The organism is Pauljensenia sp. UMB6358 (genome assembly GCF_030216865.1).
Classification (GTDB): domain Bacteria; phylum Actinomycetota; class Actinomycetes; order Actinomycetales; family Actinomycetaceae; genus Pauljensenia; species Pauljensenia turicensis_A.
The window spans coordinates 111,956-130,085 of the sequence record NZ_JASOMS010000002.1; the positions used below are offsets into that span (position 1 = coordinate 111,956).

Sequence of the window (18,130 nt, forward strand, 5' to 3'; positions counted from 1 at the left end):
GACTTAGAACGTATAGCTGAATTTATGGTGGGGTCAATGCCTTCTTCAGGCATTGACCCCACCATAGGTTATCTGTCAGATTAAGACACGTTTTCTAGCGCGCGTGCTTTGGCTGGCGCCGCCGGGCAACCAGGTAGGCACCGGCACCCGCACTGATTGCCGATAGCCCCAAAATGGTGGACAGGTCGTCGGCTCCGGTTTTACCCAAGCCGGACCTGGAGGCGTTATCCGGTTCACCTGCGTGCTTGCCTCTATAGGCTGACCCGGGAGCGATGCAGTCTTGATAGAGCTTCTCGTAGGTGGCTTTTGCCTTATCCAACTGAGTGTTAGCCTGCTGCAGGGCTGCTTCAAATGGCGCTAGCGCGGCTTTAGCTTCTTTATAGGCGGCCTCTAACTGCTGTACTTCCTCGGTAGCAGTATCTGCTGCCTGCGCGGCTTCCAGATAAGCTTGATACTTTGCGAGGACGTCATCGATCGCCTGCTGGGTTTCGGCACTAACGCTGGTAGCTGCCGGTGCACGCATCGCCATTATGCTCAGCGGTGCTACGGGAGCAGGTGCGCTACCAGGTTGTTGTCCTATCCAGGTGTCAAGGTCGGGTACTTTCTGTGCGCCTTCGTTATCTACCGCAGCCTGATCTTTAGCTTTCTGGGCAGTCTCTTTGGCCGTGTTGGCATCTACTGCTTCTTGATCGGCGGTGTCTTTAGCTTTCTGCGCATCCTCTACTGGTTTCGCCGCGGCATCTGCTTTAGCCTGCGCCTCATCGGCAGCCTTTTGGGCGGCTGCTTTGTCTGCGTAATCTTTGGCTGCCGCGTCGTTTGCCGTCTTGGCATCCGCTGCTTTTTGATCAGCGGTGTCTTTAGCTTTCTGCGCATCTTGTGCCCGGGTTTCGGCCTCGGCAGCTTTCTGCTTCGCTTCATTTAGCTTGGTGGCGGCATCGGCTACTGCCGCATCAGCTTTAGCTTTTTCGTCTTTAGCGGTATTCAGGGCAGCGTCTGCCTGCTTTACTGCATTTTCTGCCTCATCCAACTGCTTCTTAGCGTCAGCCTTGGTGGCAACTACTGCGTCATAGTTCTCTTTGGCCACATCCAAAGCTTTTTGCTTTTCGTCCACTGTTTTTTGCGCGTCATCAGCAGCTTGCTGTTTGGCGTTAACCCCATCTTGTGCCTGGGTGACTGCTTCATCTGCTGCTGCTTTAGCCTTTTCAGCGTTGTCCAGTTCCGTGGCTTTATTTTCCACCACGCCGTTCTGATTGTTAGCAGCTTCCTTGGCAGCTTTCAAAGCTTGCTCGGCAGCGGGAACCGCAGCTTTAGCATTATTAAGTGCTGCTTCTGCTTCGTCCAGCGCTTTCTGGCAAGCCTCACAATTCTTCGCTTCCTTAGCGGCGTTATCCTTCGCGTTCTGTAAGTTTGTCTCTGCAGTTTTTTGTGCGGCCTGCTTTGCCACAAGCGTGACTTGAGCTGCATTTAACGCAGTCTGTGCAGCTGTAGTACCTTTAGCAGCTGTCTCCTTCAGAGGAGCATAGTAGTTTAGGAGTCTTTCCCTATACTCTGATACCGAGTAGGACTCTTCTGCGGTGTAAGTGCGGAACTGTTGAATATTTGCCATTGGATTCGAACCGAAACCAAAACCAGTATACAGAAATTCCCGTTTCATTAGCGATTCATAGTGTCCCGTGGTATTAACAATCCAATACCCGTACTTAGCTTTTTTGTTATCAGAGTAGCTAACCGGACCACCATTATCGTCATAAAAATGCTTTTCAGCGTTATACCAACCGTCGTAAGGATTCAAAGACCAAGCTAGATTTTCTCCACTTCTACCAACTTCTTGCAGAACTCCCCAGTTATGAGTGTGGTCCTTGGTAATTGCGGAACCATTAGCGTTTATTTGGGCAAGTGCCATTAACTGGTCCGTCACTCGAAGGGCATCCATGGAACCAAAGTTGTTATCCCCAGCTGTTCTAAAACCATTTCCTTGATCGATATAGTCCAGAGCTTTCAGCATATTTTCAAGCGAAGTCGCATCCCCGTCAGCACCTATATGAGTGTGGTTCACAAGGGGCGTATCACCGATTTTGTAATCTGTATTGAGCTCTTCCAAGGCCTTAGTTGCATTCATCTTTTCGAAGAAGCCTTTTGATCCTTTAGCAATCTGCGCTTTAGCATCAGCTTTGGAAGCTTCCAGAGCCTCTTTCGCTGCCTTAACCGCTGCTTCCGCGTCTTTGACTGCCTGGTCTGCGGCATTCTTTTCGTTTTGCGCAGTGGTTACTGCATCATTGGCAGCGTCGCATTTTGGCTGCTGTGCATCCAAGTCTTTTTGCGCGTTATCTCTATTGGTTTCAGCCTCTTTTTGTGCCTTGACGGCTTCCTCATAGGCGGTCTGCTTTTCCCGCTGCGCCTGATTTAACTTACCTAGCTCAGTCTTTGCATCCTCAAAGGCTTGATTCGCGTCAGCAACCGCCTGCGCTTTCTCTACCGCGGCATCCTGCTTTTCTTTCAGTGTCGCTTTAGCAGCCTCAAGTGCTTCATCTGCAGTTTTCCTAGCCTCGGCAGCAGCGTCCTTTTCCTTCTGCGCCTGTTCTACTTTTGCTTGTGCTTCACTGACCGCATCGTCGTTTTCCAGAACATCTTTAACGTCCTGCAATTTCTTCTGCGCGTCAGCTAAGGCCTCTTCTTTATTTTTTACCTCATCCGCAGCGTCTTGAGCTTTTTGCTCTGCGTCTTGCTTGGCGGTTTCAGTATTCTTGGCATCCTGGTCTGCCTGCTCCGCAGCCTTGGTGGCTGCGTCCAGGTTAGATTTAGCTTCCTCGGCTTTTTCTTGCGCCGTAGCCAGAGCCGCTGCGGCCTCATCGGCAGCTTTCTTAGCTTCAGCTACCGCCTCAGCTCCGGGGGCAGCCGCCTGCGCCGCAGTATTTGCTTCGTCCGCTGCCTTTTTGTTCGTCTTTGCTTTACTGAGATTTTCTTCGGCCTGCTTTTGCTGCTGCTTAGCCTGCTCTAAGCCCTTTTGAGCTTTATCCAGATTAGCAACTGCCGCCACCAAGGCTTGTGCCGCCTGGTCCTGCATCTGCTTATGCGCAGCGGTGGCATCATCGCGCTTCTGCTGCTGGTTAGCTTGTGCCTTCCGCAAGGCATCCTGGGCACCTGCATAAGCCGCGAGGGGCTCTGCAATCTCGGGTTTGGATTGTTCAGCATCCAAATTTGTGGCCGCATCCGTGGCTTGCTGCTGGGCGCGCAGATAATCCTGATAGGCCTTGTTGACCGTAGCTATGTCAACTCCGACGCGGCACTGCGAAACAGCTCCCTGAATATTCAACTTGCCCTGCGGTTCTGCTTGATTAATCCCGAATGCCGCTCCCGCCGGAGCCACCAGCGCGATCCCGGTGCCTACTGCAATCGCTACCTTCGCAAGCTGTTTGCGCGCCATATCAATCCCCTCTGATTGGTTTAGCATTTCGCTCGAAATTTATAGATTCCCTATAACCCTAATCCTACCCCAGGCATAAAAGTCCAGCCAGCCTTTGGGTATTAACCCCAAAATGTTACTTAGCCCGGAAAAGACGATAAAACAAGGAAAAATCAACACATTTTGTCCTATAACCCCACCTTGACCTATACAGCAATCGGCGGGCCCATCACTGTCGTGATGGACCCGCCGATTTCAGTTCAGACGATGTTCAAACCGTCAGGATCTGCGTATCTGAGTCTCAGTACGCAAGACCCTTCGGTTCGTCTGCCAGCACTGCCGACTGCGGGTTAACAACCTCGAAACCGTTTGCCTTGTAGGCCTCGTAGTCGAAGTTCTCGCACTCGTCGAAGCCGATGCGGTGGTAGGCGTAGAAGCCTTCCCAATCTTCGTAACCGCTGCCAAGCTCCGACTCGAGGAATGCATCCGCCATGGCCATACCCTTACGTTCAGCGATGTAGAAAGCGCCCATGGCCAGCAGGTTTGCGCTGTTTGCGGCAGCTGCGCGACGAGCTGACGCAACGGATTCGCAGACGGCTGCGTGAACGTGAGGAACCTTTGAGGCTGCGATGTGGATACCCATGCCGGTGCCACAGAATGCCAGTGCTCGCTCGAATTCACCTTCGGCGATCTTCGCACCCAGAGCAAAACCGACTCTGTGATACATGGGAGTCTTATCAAGGTCCGGCGTAATGTCGGTGACGGTCCACCCACGATCCTGAAGGTGCTTCTTCACGGCCTCCTTCAGAGGGAAACCAGCGAAGTCGGCGCCGACGACAACGTGCTTGCTTCGTACGGTCTTCATTACTTCTTCCTTCCCGCAAGGAGGCCCTTGAAGGGGTTCTTGCCGTTGAATTCATTCATGCTGATAACGAACAGCAGGACGCCGCCCCAGATGAGGGGTCGGTAGAAATTGGAGATATTCGGGAACATGTTGAGGCCCGAAGACAGGACCTGCAGCACGAGGATCGCCATGACGACGCCGGCAATTCGACCGCGGCCACCGTTGGGGTTCACGCCACCGAGGACGACGATCAGGACGGTCAGCAGTGTGTAGCTTGCGCCGTAGTCGGCCTTCGCGGAGTTGTAGTTCGCCAGCATGACAATGCCTGCGACGGCTGCCATGATGCCCGACAGGATGTAGGTGCGCATCAGCAAGCTGGTGATCTTCAGACCGGCAAAACGTGCCGCGGTTTCGTTCGTGCCGATCATCAGGATCTTGGTGCCAAAGCCGGTCAGGGTAAGGATCAGGCCGACGATGACGCAGCAGATGATGAAGATGACAAGCGGCATGGGGACAAGACCGCCCAGATGGGCTGCGAATACCGAACCGAATGCGTCGGGCACACCTGAAACGGGCTTACCTTCAGTCAGGATGATGGCGACACCACCGAAGAGTTCGAGTGTGCCCAGTGTTGCGAGGATTGGTGGAATCTTCAGCATGGAGACGAGCATGCCGTTGATGGCACCGCAAATTGTGCCAACAAGCAGTGCGATAACCAGTGCGATCACGACGGCGAGACCTGCTTGGCCACCACCATCGCCGGTGAGCATTGCTCGCAGGACAAGGGCTGCGCTAATCGATGTCACGTTTGCGATTGCCACGACCGAGAGGTCGATGCCTGCGGTGAACATGGTCAGCATGACGCCCAGAGCCATCAGACCGAATTCAGGGAACTGGATTGCCATCGACTGCCAGGTACGCAGGGCGAAGAAGGGGCCCGGGCGAATCACGGCGAAGAAGATGAGGAGCAGAGCGAAGACGATGACGAGCCTCGTCATGTAGGCATCCTTCGTCATGAAGGACGGGAGTGCGAAAGAACGCTTCTTTACGGATTCAGTAGTCATTTCACGCTCTCCTTTCACAGAATCGAGGCTCGTTGCTTGCGGCTACGAGCAACCTGGATTGCTGAAACGCCGGTACCAACGATGATCAGCAGGCCGAGCGCGAAGCCCTGCCAGAAGGTGGGAATACCGGTCAGAATCATGGAGTTCTGAACGATGACGATCAGCAGGGTGCCAAGCACGACACCGGTCAGGGAGCCGGTACCACCGGTAATGGCGGTTCCACCAAGGACGACGGCCGCGATGACCATCATTTCCATACCAAGCAGGTTGGTCGGGTGCATCTGACCCATGGAAGTCGTACGAACCATGCCCGCGAGTGCGGCGATGACACCAACGATGACGTAGAGCCAGAACTTGGTGCGACGGACCTTGAAGCCTGCTCGTTCTGCTGCGGATTCATCGCCACCGATGGCGAAGATGCCACGACCGAACATCGTGTATCGGGTGATGAAGTAGGCAATGGCCAGGACAACCACGAAGATGAGGAAGCTGGTCGGCATCGCGGACTGGAGTCCGGATTGCGTGTTCGTCACCGTAAACAGTGAGCTAGCGCCGAAGGTCTTCATGGATTCGGGAATGTTCGGGATCTGCACCGAGTTCAGTGCGCCCTGCATGACACCGGAGAAGACGTTCGAGGTGCCGAGCGTGATGATCAGCGTGGGAACGGTCAGCCACGAGGTGAAGATACCGTTGAAGGCACCAAGCAGTGCACCAAGGAGCATTGCCATCAGGAAGGGGACGATGACCGGTCCGTTGAATCCCTGATCGACAAGGAAACGCGTAGTTGCGTAAACGGCAAGCGATGCGAGTGCCGGGAAGGACACGTCGATGCCACCAGAAACCAGAACAAGGTGGGCGGCGACGGCGAAGAGTCCGGGGACGACCATTGCGTTTGCCAGGTCAACAAGGTTGTTTGCCGTGAAGAACTGACCGCTTCGTGCCTGGATGACGAGTGCAAGGGCAACGATAACCAGGAAAACCCAGAATTCGTTGGCTCGCAGGATCTTTGTTTTAAGAGACGTCATGTTCATCACGCTCCTTGAGTAGCAACGTCACGCGACATCAGTTCACCGAGTTCGGCTTCGGATGTCTGGGCGGGGTCGATCGATTCACGGATTCGGCCAGCACGCATGATGAGGACCTTCGAGCAGTTCGTCAGAACTTCCGCGATGTCGTCAGAGATGATGACGATGGCCATGCCTTCGCGTGCGAGGCGCTGAAGGATGGAGTGAATCGTGTACTTGGAACCGATATCAACGCCGACCGTCGGACCGTTGAGGATCAGGACATCCGGTTTCGTTGCAAGCCACTTGGCAAGAACGACCTTCTGCTGATTACCACCGGAGAGAGTGGAGACCGCGTTGTCAGGATCGGGGGTCGCGACCTCGAGGTCTTTGACCCAACGCTTCTCTTCTTCGGCGATGCGCTTCTTATCGAGAACACCGAGTGCGCCAGCGAATTCGTCCATTTCTGAGATGACAATGTTTTCGCCGATGGAGCGTGACAGGAAGAGACCTTCTGTCAGTCGGTCTTCGGGGACCAGTGCGATACCAGCATCAATCGCGTCTTGGATGGACTTCAGGGTGACGGTCTTGCCGTTGATGGCGATCGATCCGGCATTCGTGGGCAGGGCGCCGAACAGTGCAAGAGCGAGTTCGGTACGGCCAGAGCCGAGCAGACCCGTAATACCCAGGATTTCGCCACCGTGGAGCGAGAAGTTCACGCCTTCGAAAGCCCCTTCTGAGCCCAGATCCTTGACCTCAAGGACGGGGTTTTCGGTCAGGGTTGATGCTTCGAAGCGAGTTTCGTCGAATTCCTTGCCCGTCATATACTTAGCGAACTTGTGACGGTCGAGTTCGGATGAGTCGCAGGTGATGACCTTTTCTCCGGAGCGCAGGATCGTGAAGCGTTCGGAGATTTCGAAAACTTCTTCGAGCTTGTGCGAAACGAAGAGGATCGCAATACCGCGTGCTTTCAGATCGGAGATGATCTTGAAGAGGGCGTTGACCTCGTTCTTCGTCAGTGCCGTTGTGGGCTCATCCATGATGATGAGCTTGGCGTCTGACATGAGTGCACGGCAGATGGCGACCAGCTGCTTGTCAGCAACCGAAAGGTCGCCGACGCGCGCATCAAGGTCGACATTGAAACCGATCTTGGCAACTGCTTCTTCAGCGATCTTCCTCAATCGCTTCCAATTAACGAGCTTTCGTCCGGCTGCGACCTCCGTCGTCATAGCAAGGTTTTCCATAACCGACAGGTTCGGGAAGACGGAGAAGTCCTGATAGATAACCTGGACGCCCGCGTCGATCGCTTCGAGCGGCGTCATCTTGGTCCAAGATTTTCCGTTAATTTCGATGGTTCCCGAGTCGGGCTCGTGGACACCAGAAATAACTTTAATAAGCGTTGATTTTCCGCAGCCATTCTCGCCGGCAAGACAGTGGATTTCACCGGGAGCGATGTCAAGATTGATGTCGTGAAGAGCGTGCACACCAGCAAAAGACTTGTTGATGTTCTTCACTGAAATAAGCGGCGTTGTCATAAATCGATTCCTTCCAGCCCGCATTTAGCGCATAGAGATACGCGATCGCGATTTCAGTGCTTCAACAGCATCGGTGCTGGGCATCTTTGCCCAGCACCGATGCTGAGGAGCTATCAGAAGCCGAAGCTATCGACATTGTCCTTGGTGATCTGGATCCAGCCGTTGCCTTCCAGAACCTTGTCGGAACCCTCGGAGAAGTGCATCTCTTCATAGCCCTTGACGCCCAGATTGACACCGTCAGTGATCTTTTCACCGTTCAGGATCTTGGTGGCGAGTGCTGCCATTGCGTAGCCAGCATCTGCCGGATCCCACAGGGTCAGTGCTGCAACGAGGCCCTTATCGAGGATTTCCTTGTTGGCTGCCGGCATGCCGGTACCTGCGGTGAAGACCTTGTCCTTCAGGCCAAGTTCGTCAATTGCACGTGCAACGCCGGGAGCGTCGAACGAGGAGGTGCCCAGGATGCCCTTAATCTCGGGGTACTTCTTGAGAACTTCCTTGGCGACCTGGTAGGCGGTTTCGCCGTTGTCTTGAGACTCAACACGAGGTTCTGCCTCGAGCAGGGTCATGTTCGGGTAGGCCTCCTTCTGACGTGCAACTGCACCGTCAGCCCATTCGTTGTGGGAAGCGTTCGTCACGTGGCCGACCATCGTGGTGTAGGTGCCTTCTTCACCCATGGCTTGTGCAAGGTTGTCCATGATGAATGCGCCGTACTTGGCGTTGTTGAAGGCTTCGATGTCGTACATCGTGTTTTCCTGCGACGCACCTTCGTGTGTCACAACAACGATGCCTGCATCCCTTGCTTCCTTGAGGGCGGGCTCAATTGCGCCCGGATCAACCGGAACGACGCCGATTGCGTCAACGCCCTGCGCAATGAGGTCCTGGATGACCTGCGCCTGCATCGTGGCGTCAGTTTCCGATGGGCCCTTCTGGAACACGTTCATGCCTGTGTCGGCTGCGTACTTCTGAACGCCGGTCTCCATACGGACGAACCACGGGTTGGTGGCGTCCTTAGGAACGATGGCGATCGTGTAGTCGCCGTCACCCGATCCGCTTGCTGCGCCGGAGGCTGCAGTATCACCCGCACCACCGGAGCACGCTGCAAGTGCAAGTGCTGAAGTGAGAACGATTGCACTAGCGGCTACAATACGAGACTTCATGTTGACTCCTTGAGATTCACATCCACATTGATGAGGATCGTTGCACACGAGGTGCGTGGATCATTTCGTTGCATCACACCGCCATCATTAGCGGTATGTCATGCGCGAATGATCGACCAAATAGACAGCTATCCATCTGATCGTTCGTACGAACATGCTCGATGGTATATTGCACAGCACACACGAAGCAACCTTCTTCGCATGATGTTGTGCAATCGTTATCAAAGCCCAAATACCCGCGATGTTGCCAGGTTAGATCCGACCTCGGAAAGCCAGGCAGAGAACTCTTGCGCATCACGGTAGGATTTCTGAGTACCGCGACCCGTCACCGACAGTGCCGCGTATGCGTTTGCCAGTTCCAGAGCTTCGGCTTCGTTGAGCCCCTCAGACAAACAGTGCGAGAAACACCCAATGAAGGCATCGCCCGCGCCGGTTGTGTCAATCGCCTTCGCCGGGAATTGCTCCAAGCGAACGTCTCCCCCGTCAGCGGAGAGCCACCAGACTCCTCGAGACCCGAGCGTGACGATGACGTTTGTGCATCCGGCATCCAAAAGGACTTGCGCTGCAACACGAACCTCATCGTCGGTGGACGTCGGCAGTCCGGTCAGTAGCTCGAGCTCTGTCTCGTTGGGCATGACGTACTGGCACTTCGCCGCGAGCGCCAAGTCGAGTTCCTTCGTTGCGGGCGCGGGGTTAAGAAGAACCGGAATACCCAGACGGTTACCCAGAGCGATTGCAGCCTTCACGGTTTCGAACGCGATTTCCAGCTGAAGAACAATCAGTGAGCATTCACTGATCGCGTCGGCGGCCTCTTCAAGGTCCTCCGGGGTCAGACCTTTGTTCGCACCCTTGACGATGATGATGGAGTTATGTGATTCCTGGTCAACGAAGATCGGGGCAACGCCGGATGTTCCGTGAACCTGCTTCACAAACGAGGTGTCGATGTCGTTGTTTCGGTAGTTCTGCAGGTAGGTCTCACCGAACGCATCGTCACCAACGCAGGTCACCATCGTGACTTTGGTGCCGAGTTTTGCGGCTGCGATTGCTTGGTTTGATCCTTTTCCGCCGAACCCGATCTCGAAGTCGAGGGCTTCGATGGTTTCGCCTTCGACGGGCATGCGGGTGATGTACGTGATCAGATCAGTGTTGTTCGAACCGATGACTGCGATGCTCATGGAACCACCTTGGTAAAGAGGTTGAGGGGTTAAGAGCGTATTTATGGGCGACGATGCCCACGTTTAACGCTGGATGAAATGATCCTAGCGCAAACGTTTGCGTTCTGTCATCCACTTGTCGTGTTGTTCTTCGTCGGAATCATTTCGTTATGAAATCCGCTTCGTCGTGCTCACCTTCAGCAGAAAAGAAGAACGAGGCTGCCCGCGCCTGCTGAAGCTGTGCGCCTCATTGGTGGACGCGGCCTCGTACCCCTCATCCTTGATGATTACCCTTGGTACTCGTGGCGCTTAGCTTCTAAGCGACGCTTCACTCCCCCGTTTGTCCATAACCGCCCGCCCTATTCACTATGTGGCACTCAATAGTGGCAGACTAAGAACCAGTGTTGCCTCGGTCACGACCATACAACGCTGGCTCACCGCATCCACGCGATGAGCAACCAAACCAAGAGAAGGAAGGTCCAGTGAGCACGCAAGCGCAGAATCCGGACAGCAATCAGCAGGGAAACCGACTCGACCCGTGGTTTAACGCCTACGCAGAGCGAGCTCACAACCTGCGAGCTTCCGAGATTCGCGCACTGTTCTCCGTCGTCTCACGACCCGAAGTTGTCTCCCTTGCCGGTGGCATGCCGAACCTGAAGGACCTCCCCCTCGACCAGCTCGCTGAATCAGCGAAGCGCCTGATCTCAGCGCACGGTGCCCAGGCTATGCAGTACGGCTCGGGTCAAGGCTGGGAAGTTCTGCGCGAGCGCATCACCGAAGTCATGAGCTACGACGGAATCGTCGGCGCTGATCCCGACGACGTTGTCATCACCACCGGGTCGCAACAGGCTCTCGACCTGATGACTGAACTCTTCATCGATCCGGGCGACGTCATTCTGTGTGAAGCACCATCGTACGTTGGTGCACTTGGCGTGTTCCGTGCCCGTCAGGCCGATATCGCGCACGTCCCCATGGACGACAAGGGCATCATCCCGACCGAACTAGAACGCGTCATCCGCGAGGTCCGCGCATCGGGTCGCACCATCAAGATGCTCTACACCATCCCGAACTTCCACAACCCGATGGGTGTCACCCTGTCGCTGGAACGTCGCCCGCAGATCACCGAAATCTGCATGCGCGAAGGCGTCCTCATCATGGAAGACAACCCCTACGGTCTGCTCGGCTTCCACTCCGACCCCATGCCGGCACTGAAGAGCTTCTCCCCCGAAGGCGTCGTCTACCTCGGCTCCTTCTCGAAGATGTTCGCCCCGGGCTTCCGCATCGGGTGGGCCTACGCGCCACACGCCATCCGCGACAAGCTGGTTCTCGCATCCGAATCCGCAATCCTCTCCCCCTCGATGATCGGCCAGATGGCTATCGCCGACTACCTGTCCAGCTATGACTGGTATTCGCAGGTCAAGACGTTCCGCGCCATGTACGCCGAACGTTGCCAGACCATGATGGATGCCCTCGAGGAATTCATGCCAGACTGCGAGTGGACCCATCCCGACGGTGGCTTCTACACATGGGTCACACTCCCCGAGGGTCTCGACGCTAAGTCCATGCTCCCTCGCGCAGTTCGCGCCCAGGTTGCCTACGTGTCCGGCACCGCGTTCTACTACAACGGCGAAGGCGCCGACCACATGCGCCTCTCCTTCTGCTACCCGACTCCCGAGCGTATTCGCGAGGGCGTCAGGCGACTTGCCACCGTCGTGAACGCAGAGAAGGAACTGGTCGACATGTTCGGTGCCGGCTTCCACCGTCGGAACATCGATGACGTTGGCCCAGGCGTAGCACCCGCACCAAACGCACTTTGATCTGCATAAATACTTCGGCGCATCGTCGCGCATCCACACATCGGCATACCACTATTACTAAGGAGTAATCCCGTGGCATTAAAGGTCCTCATCATTGCTGGCGGCCTCACACACGAGCGCGACGTCTCGGTTCGCTCCGGACGCCGAGTCGCAAACATCCTCACCCAGGCCGGCTATACCGTGCACGTTGCCGACGTTGATCACCAGCTGACCAGCATCATTGACGAGTTCGCACCCGACGTCATCTGGCCCGTCGTCCACGGCTCCATCGGCGAAGACGGTTCTTTACAGACTTTGCTCGAGGCAATCGGCATCCCCTTTGTCGGCTCCTCATCCGTGCAGGCAATGCTCGCATCGAATAAGCCGACAGCTAAGTCCTTGCTCGGTTCGGCTGGCTTGGTAACACCCGGCTGGGTTTCACTTCCCCAGATCCTCTTCCGCCAAATCGGCGCCTCCCAGGTTCTCGATGCTATCGAGTCACAGACTCAGTTCCCCGTCATCATCAAGCCGACCGACGGCGGTTCTGCTCTTGGCCTCTCCGCAGTTCATGACCCTGGCGAACTCCGTAGCGCGATGGTCGATGCCTTCGCCTACGGTGAGCACATCATGGTCGAGGAACTCATCAAGGGCCGTGACATCGCAGTTTCCGTTGTCGATCTGGAAAACGGTCCGGTGGCTCTCCCTCCGGTTGAGATTTCGACCGATGGTGGTCGCTACGACTACGCAGCGCGTTACACAACGGACGAAACCGAGTACTTTGTGCCCGCCCGCTTCACCGAGGAACAGCTCGATGTTCTACGCCAAGCAGCCGTCGAGGCACACACGATCCTCGGTCTACGCGACCTGTCACGTATCGACTTCGTTGTCGATGACGAAGGTACCTGCTGGTTCATCGATGCTAATGTCACGCCGGGTATGACGGATACGTCGCTACTCCCCCAGGCCGCCGACGCTGACGGTTCCTTCGCTGAACTGTGCACGCGCATCGTTGAGTTCGTTGCCGCTGACCGTCACGTTCGGATCATCGAAGACAAGGTCGACCCTTCCGCTTCCTATGACGACGAGGCCGGCCAGACCGAATAGGGTTTCACTTAAAACAGTGGCCGGATTGCGCATCGCAATGTGCGGTCCGGCCACTGGAGTATGTGATGATGTTTCACGTGAAACAATGACGTGCTCATCAACAGAAATGCTCGTGAAGAATTGGAAAAAGTTCGATTCAACCGACGCTAAGCGTTGGAATTCCGCAACAAATTGAAGATTACTTCAGCATCCCCAGAGCATGAAGATCCGCACGCGCCTGGGATGCATTTTCCCAGAGCAGGCCCTTCATTCCCAGAAGCTCCGCGGCACGAACATTCTTCTTGCGGTCGTCGATGAAAACAGCATCTTCAGCGTCCACGTCAAAACGTTCGATAGCTTCACGGTATATCGAGCGATGAGGCTTCGCGGAACCAACCTCGCAAGAGAATACGAAGTCATCAAAGTGCTGTGCCCATGCAGTGACGCGGATTTCTTCAGCAATAGCGAAAGGCGCGTTTGAAAGAATGCCTAGGACGATGCCGTTTTCTTCCAGTTCACGAATAATCTGAACGGCCGGTTCGACGGCGTCGTGCATTCGAATCGAATCGTACGCAACCAACTGAGCAATCTGATCATCGGTGATCCGTGGTGCACCGCAGTCGCCTGCTACGCGATCCCAGAATTCACGATCCGAACACCCCTCGTCATAGCTGGCACGGTGTGCCCACATTGCTTGGTCAACAAGGGAAACGAAAGCATCGTCGGTCTGTCCGAGGATCTCGGCCACACGCTGAGGCTCGGGATGAGATTCAACCAGTACTCCACCAACGTCAAATAGGGCGACATGTGGTGTCTGCTGTTGCGACATGCGACCCCCTAGTGCTCGTGATGGTGTCTCCATTGTTTCCGATTGACTTCCGTTTAACCACTTTCGTGTCGAAAGACACGCCACATAGTGAACACCCGTCAGAAACCGCGCAATTGAACCGAAAGCACGGCTCATTACAGGGTTTGAAAGGAGGCGATTATGCATACTTTATGGAATGGTGCGCACTACCGATCCAGGCAACGACGACCCGAAGAGGGCGTATTCCAAGCAGGACAAGGCCAGAAACGTTACCGCTTCTGTTCCGCGATCAGGTCCGCGATACGTTGGAGATCTTCTTCTCCAGCAAACTCAATCACGATCTTGCCTTTACGAACGCCTTCCGTGATCGTCACCCGAGTCTCATAGACATCTGACAAAGAGCTAATCACCGCCTGCCCAAGAGCAGACACAATCTTTTCGCGCCTGCGCGTAGGACCCGTCTGAGCTTTTACCCGTCCCAAGCGAATCAATTCTTCAGTTGTGCGCACCGAAAGGCCCTCAGCAATAATACGTTGAGCAAGAGATTCCATCTCTTCAGGGCTATTCAATGCGAGCAATGCACGCGCATGACCAGCAGAAATAGTCTGCGCGGCAACCTTGCTTTGAACCGATGGGGGTAGTTTCAACAGTCGCATTGTGTTCGCAATTTGCGGGCGAGACCGTGCGATTCTCTTCGAAAGCTCTTCCTGAGTTGTGCCGAAGTCGGCCATCAGCTGCTGGTATGCAGATGCTTCTTCCAGCGGGTTCAACTGCGCACGATGAAGGTTTTCCAAGAGCGCATCGCGCAGAAGATCGGAGTCTTCCGTCTGGCGAATAATTGCAGGAACTGCCTCAAGACCAGCTAGCTCGGACGCACGAAGACGCCTTTCACCCATGATGAGTTCGAAACGAGCATTCGGCTTCTCTGCAAGAAACTCCTGCATTCGCTCAGTCATCGGAGCGTCAAAGTTAATCGGACGCACAACGATCGGCTGAAGAACACCGACCTCACGAATCGAGTCGCGAAGTTCGGCAAGATCATCTTCATCGAAAACTTCACGAGGTTGCCTGGTATTCGGAACGATTAGATCGTGCGGAATTTCGGCGAATGTTGCACCTGGAACCGGAACGAGGTTATCCAATGTTTCACGTGAAACATTCGCTTCATCAGACGACAAATCATGCTGATCCAGCTGCTGATTCGATTCCTGAGCACTGTGTTTATCGAAAGCATCGGCAATGGGGGACAGTCTACGCGGCTCCGATTTCGACTGAGTTGAACGCGCTTTCGTGGCACTCGAACGCGTTTTTACGTTTTCCTCAAGGCTTTCTGCTGGCGAAACAGACGTGGACGCCTCCACCTTTTTAGTCCGTGAAGACGCTTTTTTCGTCGTCTTTGAAGCAGACTTTGTTGTCTTCGGATTCAGAAGAGACGCTGCTGAACCTCCGCGTTTACGTGACGCTGAAGGAGCTTGACCAGCCGGACGGGCGGGGAAGAATACATCGAGAGGATTTGATGGAACACTGGGGGATGACGACTCGGTCGATTGAGTATCAATCTGATTTGGAATCAAAGCACCGAGCCCTTTACCCAATGCTGAGTGACGGCCACCTGTGGTCGACTTCTTATCTGCCATCATTAACCTCCGTGACGAGTTTATGTTTCATTGTTTCACGTGAAACATCGATGCGCATATCTCGTAGCACGGGGTTGTAGAAATCTTCAGTGAGCAATTGTTAGATATGAATGCGTTCTTCGTACACGCAGAGAACAGATAATCATCGCCATTGTTTCACGTGAAACATTGGAAGCAGAGGCATCCAGAAGTGCACAACGATGCACATTGCAACGTGATTGTTTCACGTGAAACAACCTCTAAGGCCAACACCCGCCACACATAGAATAACTATTATTATCGCAGTTCAAAGGCTATTTGACCACGCCGAAATGGAGCAGGTAAACAAAAACTACCCCAAAAACCCCGGTTAGCTCTGCTGAGCAAGACGCAAACTGAGCTCCAAAGCGGCCTTGCGATACGCAAGTGCACCGGTGTTACGCGGGTCGTAGGTAACGACGGTCTGACCGTATGAAGGAGCCTCGGAAATACGAACGGAGCGGGGGATAACCGTCTGCAACGTCAAAGCGGGGAAGTGGGTACGAACCTCAGCTTCAACCTCTTCGCTGAGTCGCGTTCGCTTATCCATCATTGTCAGAAGCATCGTGGAAACGTGGAGCTTCGGATTCAGGTCAGAGGCAATGCGGTCGATGGTGGTCCAGAGTTGTGAGAGTCCTTCAAGAGCGTAATACTCGGTCTGAATCGGAATCATGACCTCGTGGGCGGCAACCATGACATTCAGGGTGACAAGACCGAGCGACGGGGGACAGTCGATCAAGACGACATCAACATCGCGCGACGTTGCAAGGAAATGCTTAACCGCGTCGGCTAGGCGAAATTCGCGGGACGGTAAATCAACCAGTTCGATCTCTGCACCTGACAAATCAATCGTCGCCGGGCACACTAAAAGCCCTTCAATATCGGGGCATGGCTGAAGGACCTCGGCCAGGGGAGTGCCACCAATCAGAACGTCGTACGTAGACGGTGTTCCTGCGGGGTGTTCAATGCCGAGCGCACTTGATGCATTGCCCTGAGCATCGGCATCGATGACGACAACCGACAGGCCACCCAATGCAAGACTGGCAGCAATGTTAACGGCAGATGTTGTCTTTCCAACGCCACCCTTTTGATTAGCGACAGCGATGACGCGAGTCTTCGAGGGGCGACCGAAGGTAGCAGCATCCAGGATCTTACGATCGTGCATATTCTGTTCGATCTGAGAAAGCAGGGGAGTATCACTCCGCTTACCTGAACTCATCTGAGATCCTCTCTTGAAACTGCTATCAACGGATGCGTGCCCTAGAACGAGTTCTAGGCGAACACCCTATGAAAGTCTACGGGCGACCATAGGTAAATTGAACGACAGACGCTAGGCGCCACAGCCCACGTGTCGAAAGCCAAAGCCTCACAGCGTTAACGACGGTGGCACACCCAGAGCCTACTTCTGACGCTTGCAGACAACCACGTATGTAGATTCTTCTTCCATGATGGAAGGAACCTCGTGGATTTGAGCGCGCAGATGATGGCTCTTCAATTCCTTGGCTGCCTCATCAATTTCGATGGGTGCACGGCGCCCCTTCAAAGCGACCAGTGATCCGCCCGGAGCAATGAGCTTCGTTGTCATGCGGATCAGTTTCGACATATTGGCGACCGCGCGTGCGGTGATCACGTCAGCCTGGCCTTTGCCACGCAGTTCTTCGGCGCGCACCTGGTGCAGAGTGACATTGTCCAATGCTAGGTGGTCAATGACATCGCTCAACCACTCGCAACGACGTTGCATGGGTTCAGCAAGGTGGACATCCAATTCAGGACGGCAGATCGCGATGATGATACCGGGAAGTCCCGCGCCCGAACCGATGTCGAGAATCTGCCCCGAGCGGGGAAGGAAGTCGAGAACGGCTGCTGCATTGACAGCGTGGCGCGACCAGAGTCGAGGCATCTCACGCGGACCGACAAGTCCTCGAATTTCGCCTTCTTCTTCGAGCATGTGGACGTATTCTTCGACGTCAGCAAAAGCCGGTCCGAAGAATTCGCGTACCTCATCGGTGGGCTGTTCCGGGATAAACGGATCGCCAACCTTGCGCTTCAGCGGGTCAGGAAATTCGCCCTGACCAGCTAAAATGTCGAGTTCGCTCACTCGGCGTCGCTCTCTTCAATCTGGTCGGATTCATCGGCGGGAAGGATGACAACACAACGGTGGGGTTCGGAACCCTCGGACTCGGAACGCAGGCCCTCGGTGGCGACAACGTCGTGGCAGACCTTGCGCTCGAAGGGGTTCATCGGGTCAAGCTTCTGAGCGACGCCGGTGGCACGCAGACGTGCGATTGCTTCCATCGCGATATCCTGCAGTTCGGCCTTGCGGTCGGCGCGGAAGCCAGCAATGTCGAGCATCAGGCGCGAACGTTCACCGGTTTCGGTCTGAACTGCCAGACGGGTCAGTTCCTGAAGTGCGTCGAGGACCTCGCCGTCTTCACCAACCAGGCGTTCGAGTGTAGCGGACTCTTCGGAGATGATCTCGACGCTTGCGCGATCATTCTCAACGTCGATCTCAATGTCGCCATCAAGGTCAGCGATATCCAGCAGCTCTTCCAGGTAGTCGGCTGCGAGTTCGCCCTCTTCTTCGAGGCGCTCAATCGTGGACTTGGTCTTCTCACTCATGTGGTTCT

General features: G+C 54.9%; 14 protein-coding genes. 2 read left to right on the plus strand and 12 right to left on the minus strand.

Features of this window, described 5'->3' with window-relative positions; translation table 11 throughout:
• Positions 1–94 precede the first annotated feature (94 nt).
• From QP381_RS02155 to rbsK, 7 genes are all read right to left on the minus strand, one after another.
• The gene (locus QP381_RS02155; protein ID WP_179370080.1) at positions 95–3,424 is read right to left on the minus strand and encodes a hypothetical protein; all 3,330 of its coding nucleotides are present in this window, start codon (positions 3,422–3,424) and stop codon (positions 95–97) included.
• 280 nt (positions 3,425–3,704) lie between these two features.
• The gene (locus tag QP381_RS02160; RefSeq protein WP_006680577.1) at positions 3,705–4,268 is read right to left on the minus strand and encodes an RpiB/LacA/LacB family sugar-phosphate isomerase; all 564 of its coding nucleotides are present in this window, start codon (positions 4,266–4,268) and stop codon (positions 3,705–3,707) included.
• Positions 4,268–5,311: an ABC transporter permease gene (locus tag QP381_RS02165; protein WP_006680578.1), complete on the minus strand. Its 1,044-nt coding sequence runs from the start codon at positions 5,309–5,311 to the stop codon at positions 4,268–4,270. The genes QP381_RS02160 and QP381_RS02165 overlap by 1 nt, the downstream gene beginning before the upstream one ends.
• A 14-nt stretch (positions 5,312–5,325) precedes the next feature.
• Complete coding sequence (locus QP381_RS02170; RefSeq protein ID WP_006680579.1) at positions 5,326–6,336, minus strand: ABC transporter permease; 1,011 nt, start codon at positions 6,334–6,336, stop codon at positions 5,326–5,328.
• Between the two features lie 5 nt (positions 6,337–6,341).
• Positions 6,342–7,850: a sugar ABC transporter ATP-binding protein gene (locus tag QP381_RS02175; RefSeq protein ID WP_006680580.1), complete on the minus strand. Its 1,509-nt coding sequence runs from the start codon at positions 7,848–7,850 to the stop codon at positions 6,342–6,344.
• 113 nt (positions 7,851–7,963) lie between these two features.
• Entirely contained in the window at positions 7,964–9,007 is a 1,044-nt protein-coding gene (locus QP381_RS02180; RefSeq protein WP_179370082.1) for an autoinducer 2 ABC transporter substrate-binding protein, read from the minus strand.
• 221 nt (positions 9,008–9,228) lie between these two features.
• A complete protein-coding gene (rbsK, locus tag QP381_RS02185; protein WP_006680582.1) occupies positions 9,229–10,182 on the minus strand; it encodes a ribokinase in 954 nt (317 codons plus the stop codon).
• Positions 10,183–10,643: 461 nt separating this feature from the next.
• On the opposite strand from rbsK, the gene QP381_RS02190 reads away from it, so the two are divergent.
• Both QP381_RS02190 and QP381_RS02195 read left to right on the plus strand, forming a co-directional pair.
• Complete coding sequence (locus QP381_RS02190; RefSeq protein WP_179370083.1) at positions 10,644–11,978, plus strand: aminotransferase-like domain-containing protein; 1,335 nt, start codon at positions 10,644–10,646, stop codon at positions 11,976–11,978.
• A 72-nt stretch (positions 11,979–12,050) separates the two neighbouring features.
• Positions 12,051–13,061 (plus strand): D-alanine--D-alanine ligase family protein, encoded by a 1,011-nt coding sequence (locus QP381_RS02195; RefSeq protein ID WP_179370084.1) that lies wholly within the window; start codon positions 12,051–12,053, stop codon positions 13,059–13,061.
• Between the two features lie 178 nt (positions 13,062–13,239).
• Here the strand turns inward: QP381_RS02195 and QP381_RS02200 are convergent, their stop codons facing one another.
• The 5 genes from QP381_RS02200 to QP381_RS02220 form a co-directional block, all read right to left on the minus strand.
• Positions 13,240–13,869, minus strand: coding sequence for an HAD family hydrolase (locus QP381_RS02200; RefSeq protein ID WP_006680585.1), 630 nt, complete (start codon positions 13,867–13,869; stop codon positions 13,240–13,242).
• Positions 13,870–14,117: 248 nt separating this feature from the next.
• Positions 14,118–15,485, minus strand: coding sequence for a ParB/RepB/Spo0J family partition protein (locus QP381_RS02205; RefSeq protein ID WP_285067693.1), 1,368 nt, complete (start codon positions 15,483–15,485; stop codon positions 14,118–14,120).
• 349 nt (positions 15,486–15,834) lie between these two features.
• Entirely contained in the window at positions 15,835–16,722 is an 888-nt protein-coding gene (locus QP381_RS02210) for a ParA family protein (protein ID WP_006680587.1), read from the minus strand.
• A gap of 180 nt (positions 16,723–16,902) precedes the next feature.
• Positions 16,903–17,601, minus strand: a complete 699-nt coding sequence (gene rsmG / locus QP381_RS02215; protein ID WP_181002157.1) for a 16S rRNA (guanine(527)-N(7))-methyltransferase RsmG — start codon at positions 17,599–17,601, stop codon at positions 16,903–16,905.
• Positions 17,598–18,122, minus strand: a complete 525-nt coding sequence (locus QP381_RS02220; protein ID WP_103632873.1) for a Jag family protein — start codon at positions 18,120–18,122, stop codon at positions 17,598–17,600. The genes rsmG and QP381_RS02220 overlap by 4 nt, the downstream gene beginning before the upstream one ends.
• Between the last annotated feature and the right edge of the window lie 8 nt (positions 18,123–18,130).

Coding starts and splice junctions, on each gene's coding strand:
- QP381_RS02170 (WP_006680579.1), bottom strand. CDS start 6,336: ATGACGTCTCTTAAAACAAAGATCCTGCGAGCCAACGAATTCTGGGTT.
- QP381_RS02175 (WP_006680580.1), bottom strand. CDS start 7,850: ATGACAACGCCGCTTATTTCAGTGAAGAACATCAACAAGTCTTTTGCT.
- QP381_RS02165 (WP_006680578.1), bottom strand. CDS start 5,311: ATGACTACTGAATCCGTAAAGAAGCGTTCTTTCGCACTCCCGTCCTTC.
- QP381_RS02155 (WP_179370080.1), bottom strand. CDS start 3,424: ATGGCGCGCAAACAGCTTGCGAAGGTAGCGATTGCAGTAGGCACCGGG.
- QP381_RS02210 (WP_006680587.1), bottom strand. CDS start 16,722: ATGAGTTCAGGTAAGCGGAGTGATACTCCCCTGCTTTCTCAGATCGAA.
- QP381_RS02200 (WP_006680585.1), bottom strand. CDS start 13,869: ATGTCGCAACAGCAGACACCACATGTCGCCCTATTTGACGTTGGTGGA.
- QP381_RS02205 (WP_285067693.1), bottom strand. CDS start 15,485: ATGGCAGATAAGAAGTCGACCACAGGTGGCCGTCACTCAGCATTGGGT.
- QP381_RS02180 (WP_179370082.1), bottom strand. CDS start 9,007: ATGAAGTCTCGTATTGTAGCCGCTAGTGCAATCGTTCTCACTTCAGCA.
- rbsK (WP_006680582.1), bottom strand. CDS start 10,182: ATGAGCATCGCAGTCATCGGTTCGAACAACACTGATCTGATCACGTAC.
- QP381_RS02220 (WP_103632873.1), bottom strand. CDS start 18,122: ATGAGTGAGAAGACCAAGTCCACGATTGAGCGCCTCGAAGAAGAGGGC.
- QP381_RS02160 (WP_006680577.1), bottom strand. CDS start 4,268: ATGAAGACCGTACGAAGCAAGCACGTTGTCGTCGGCGCCGACTTCGCT.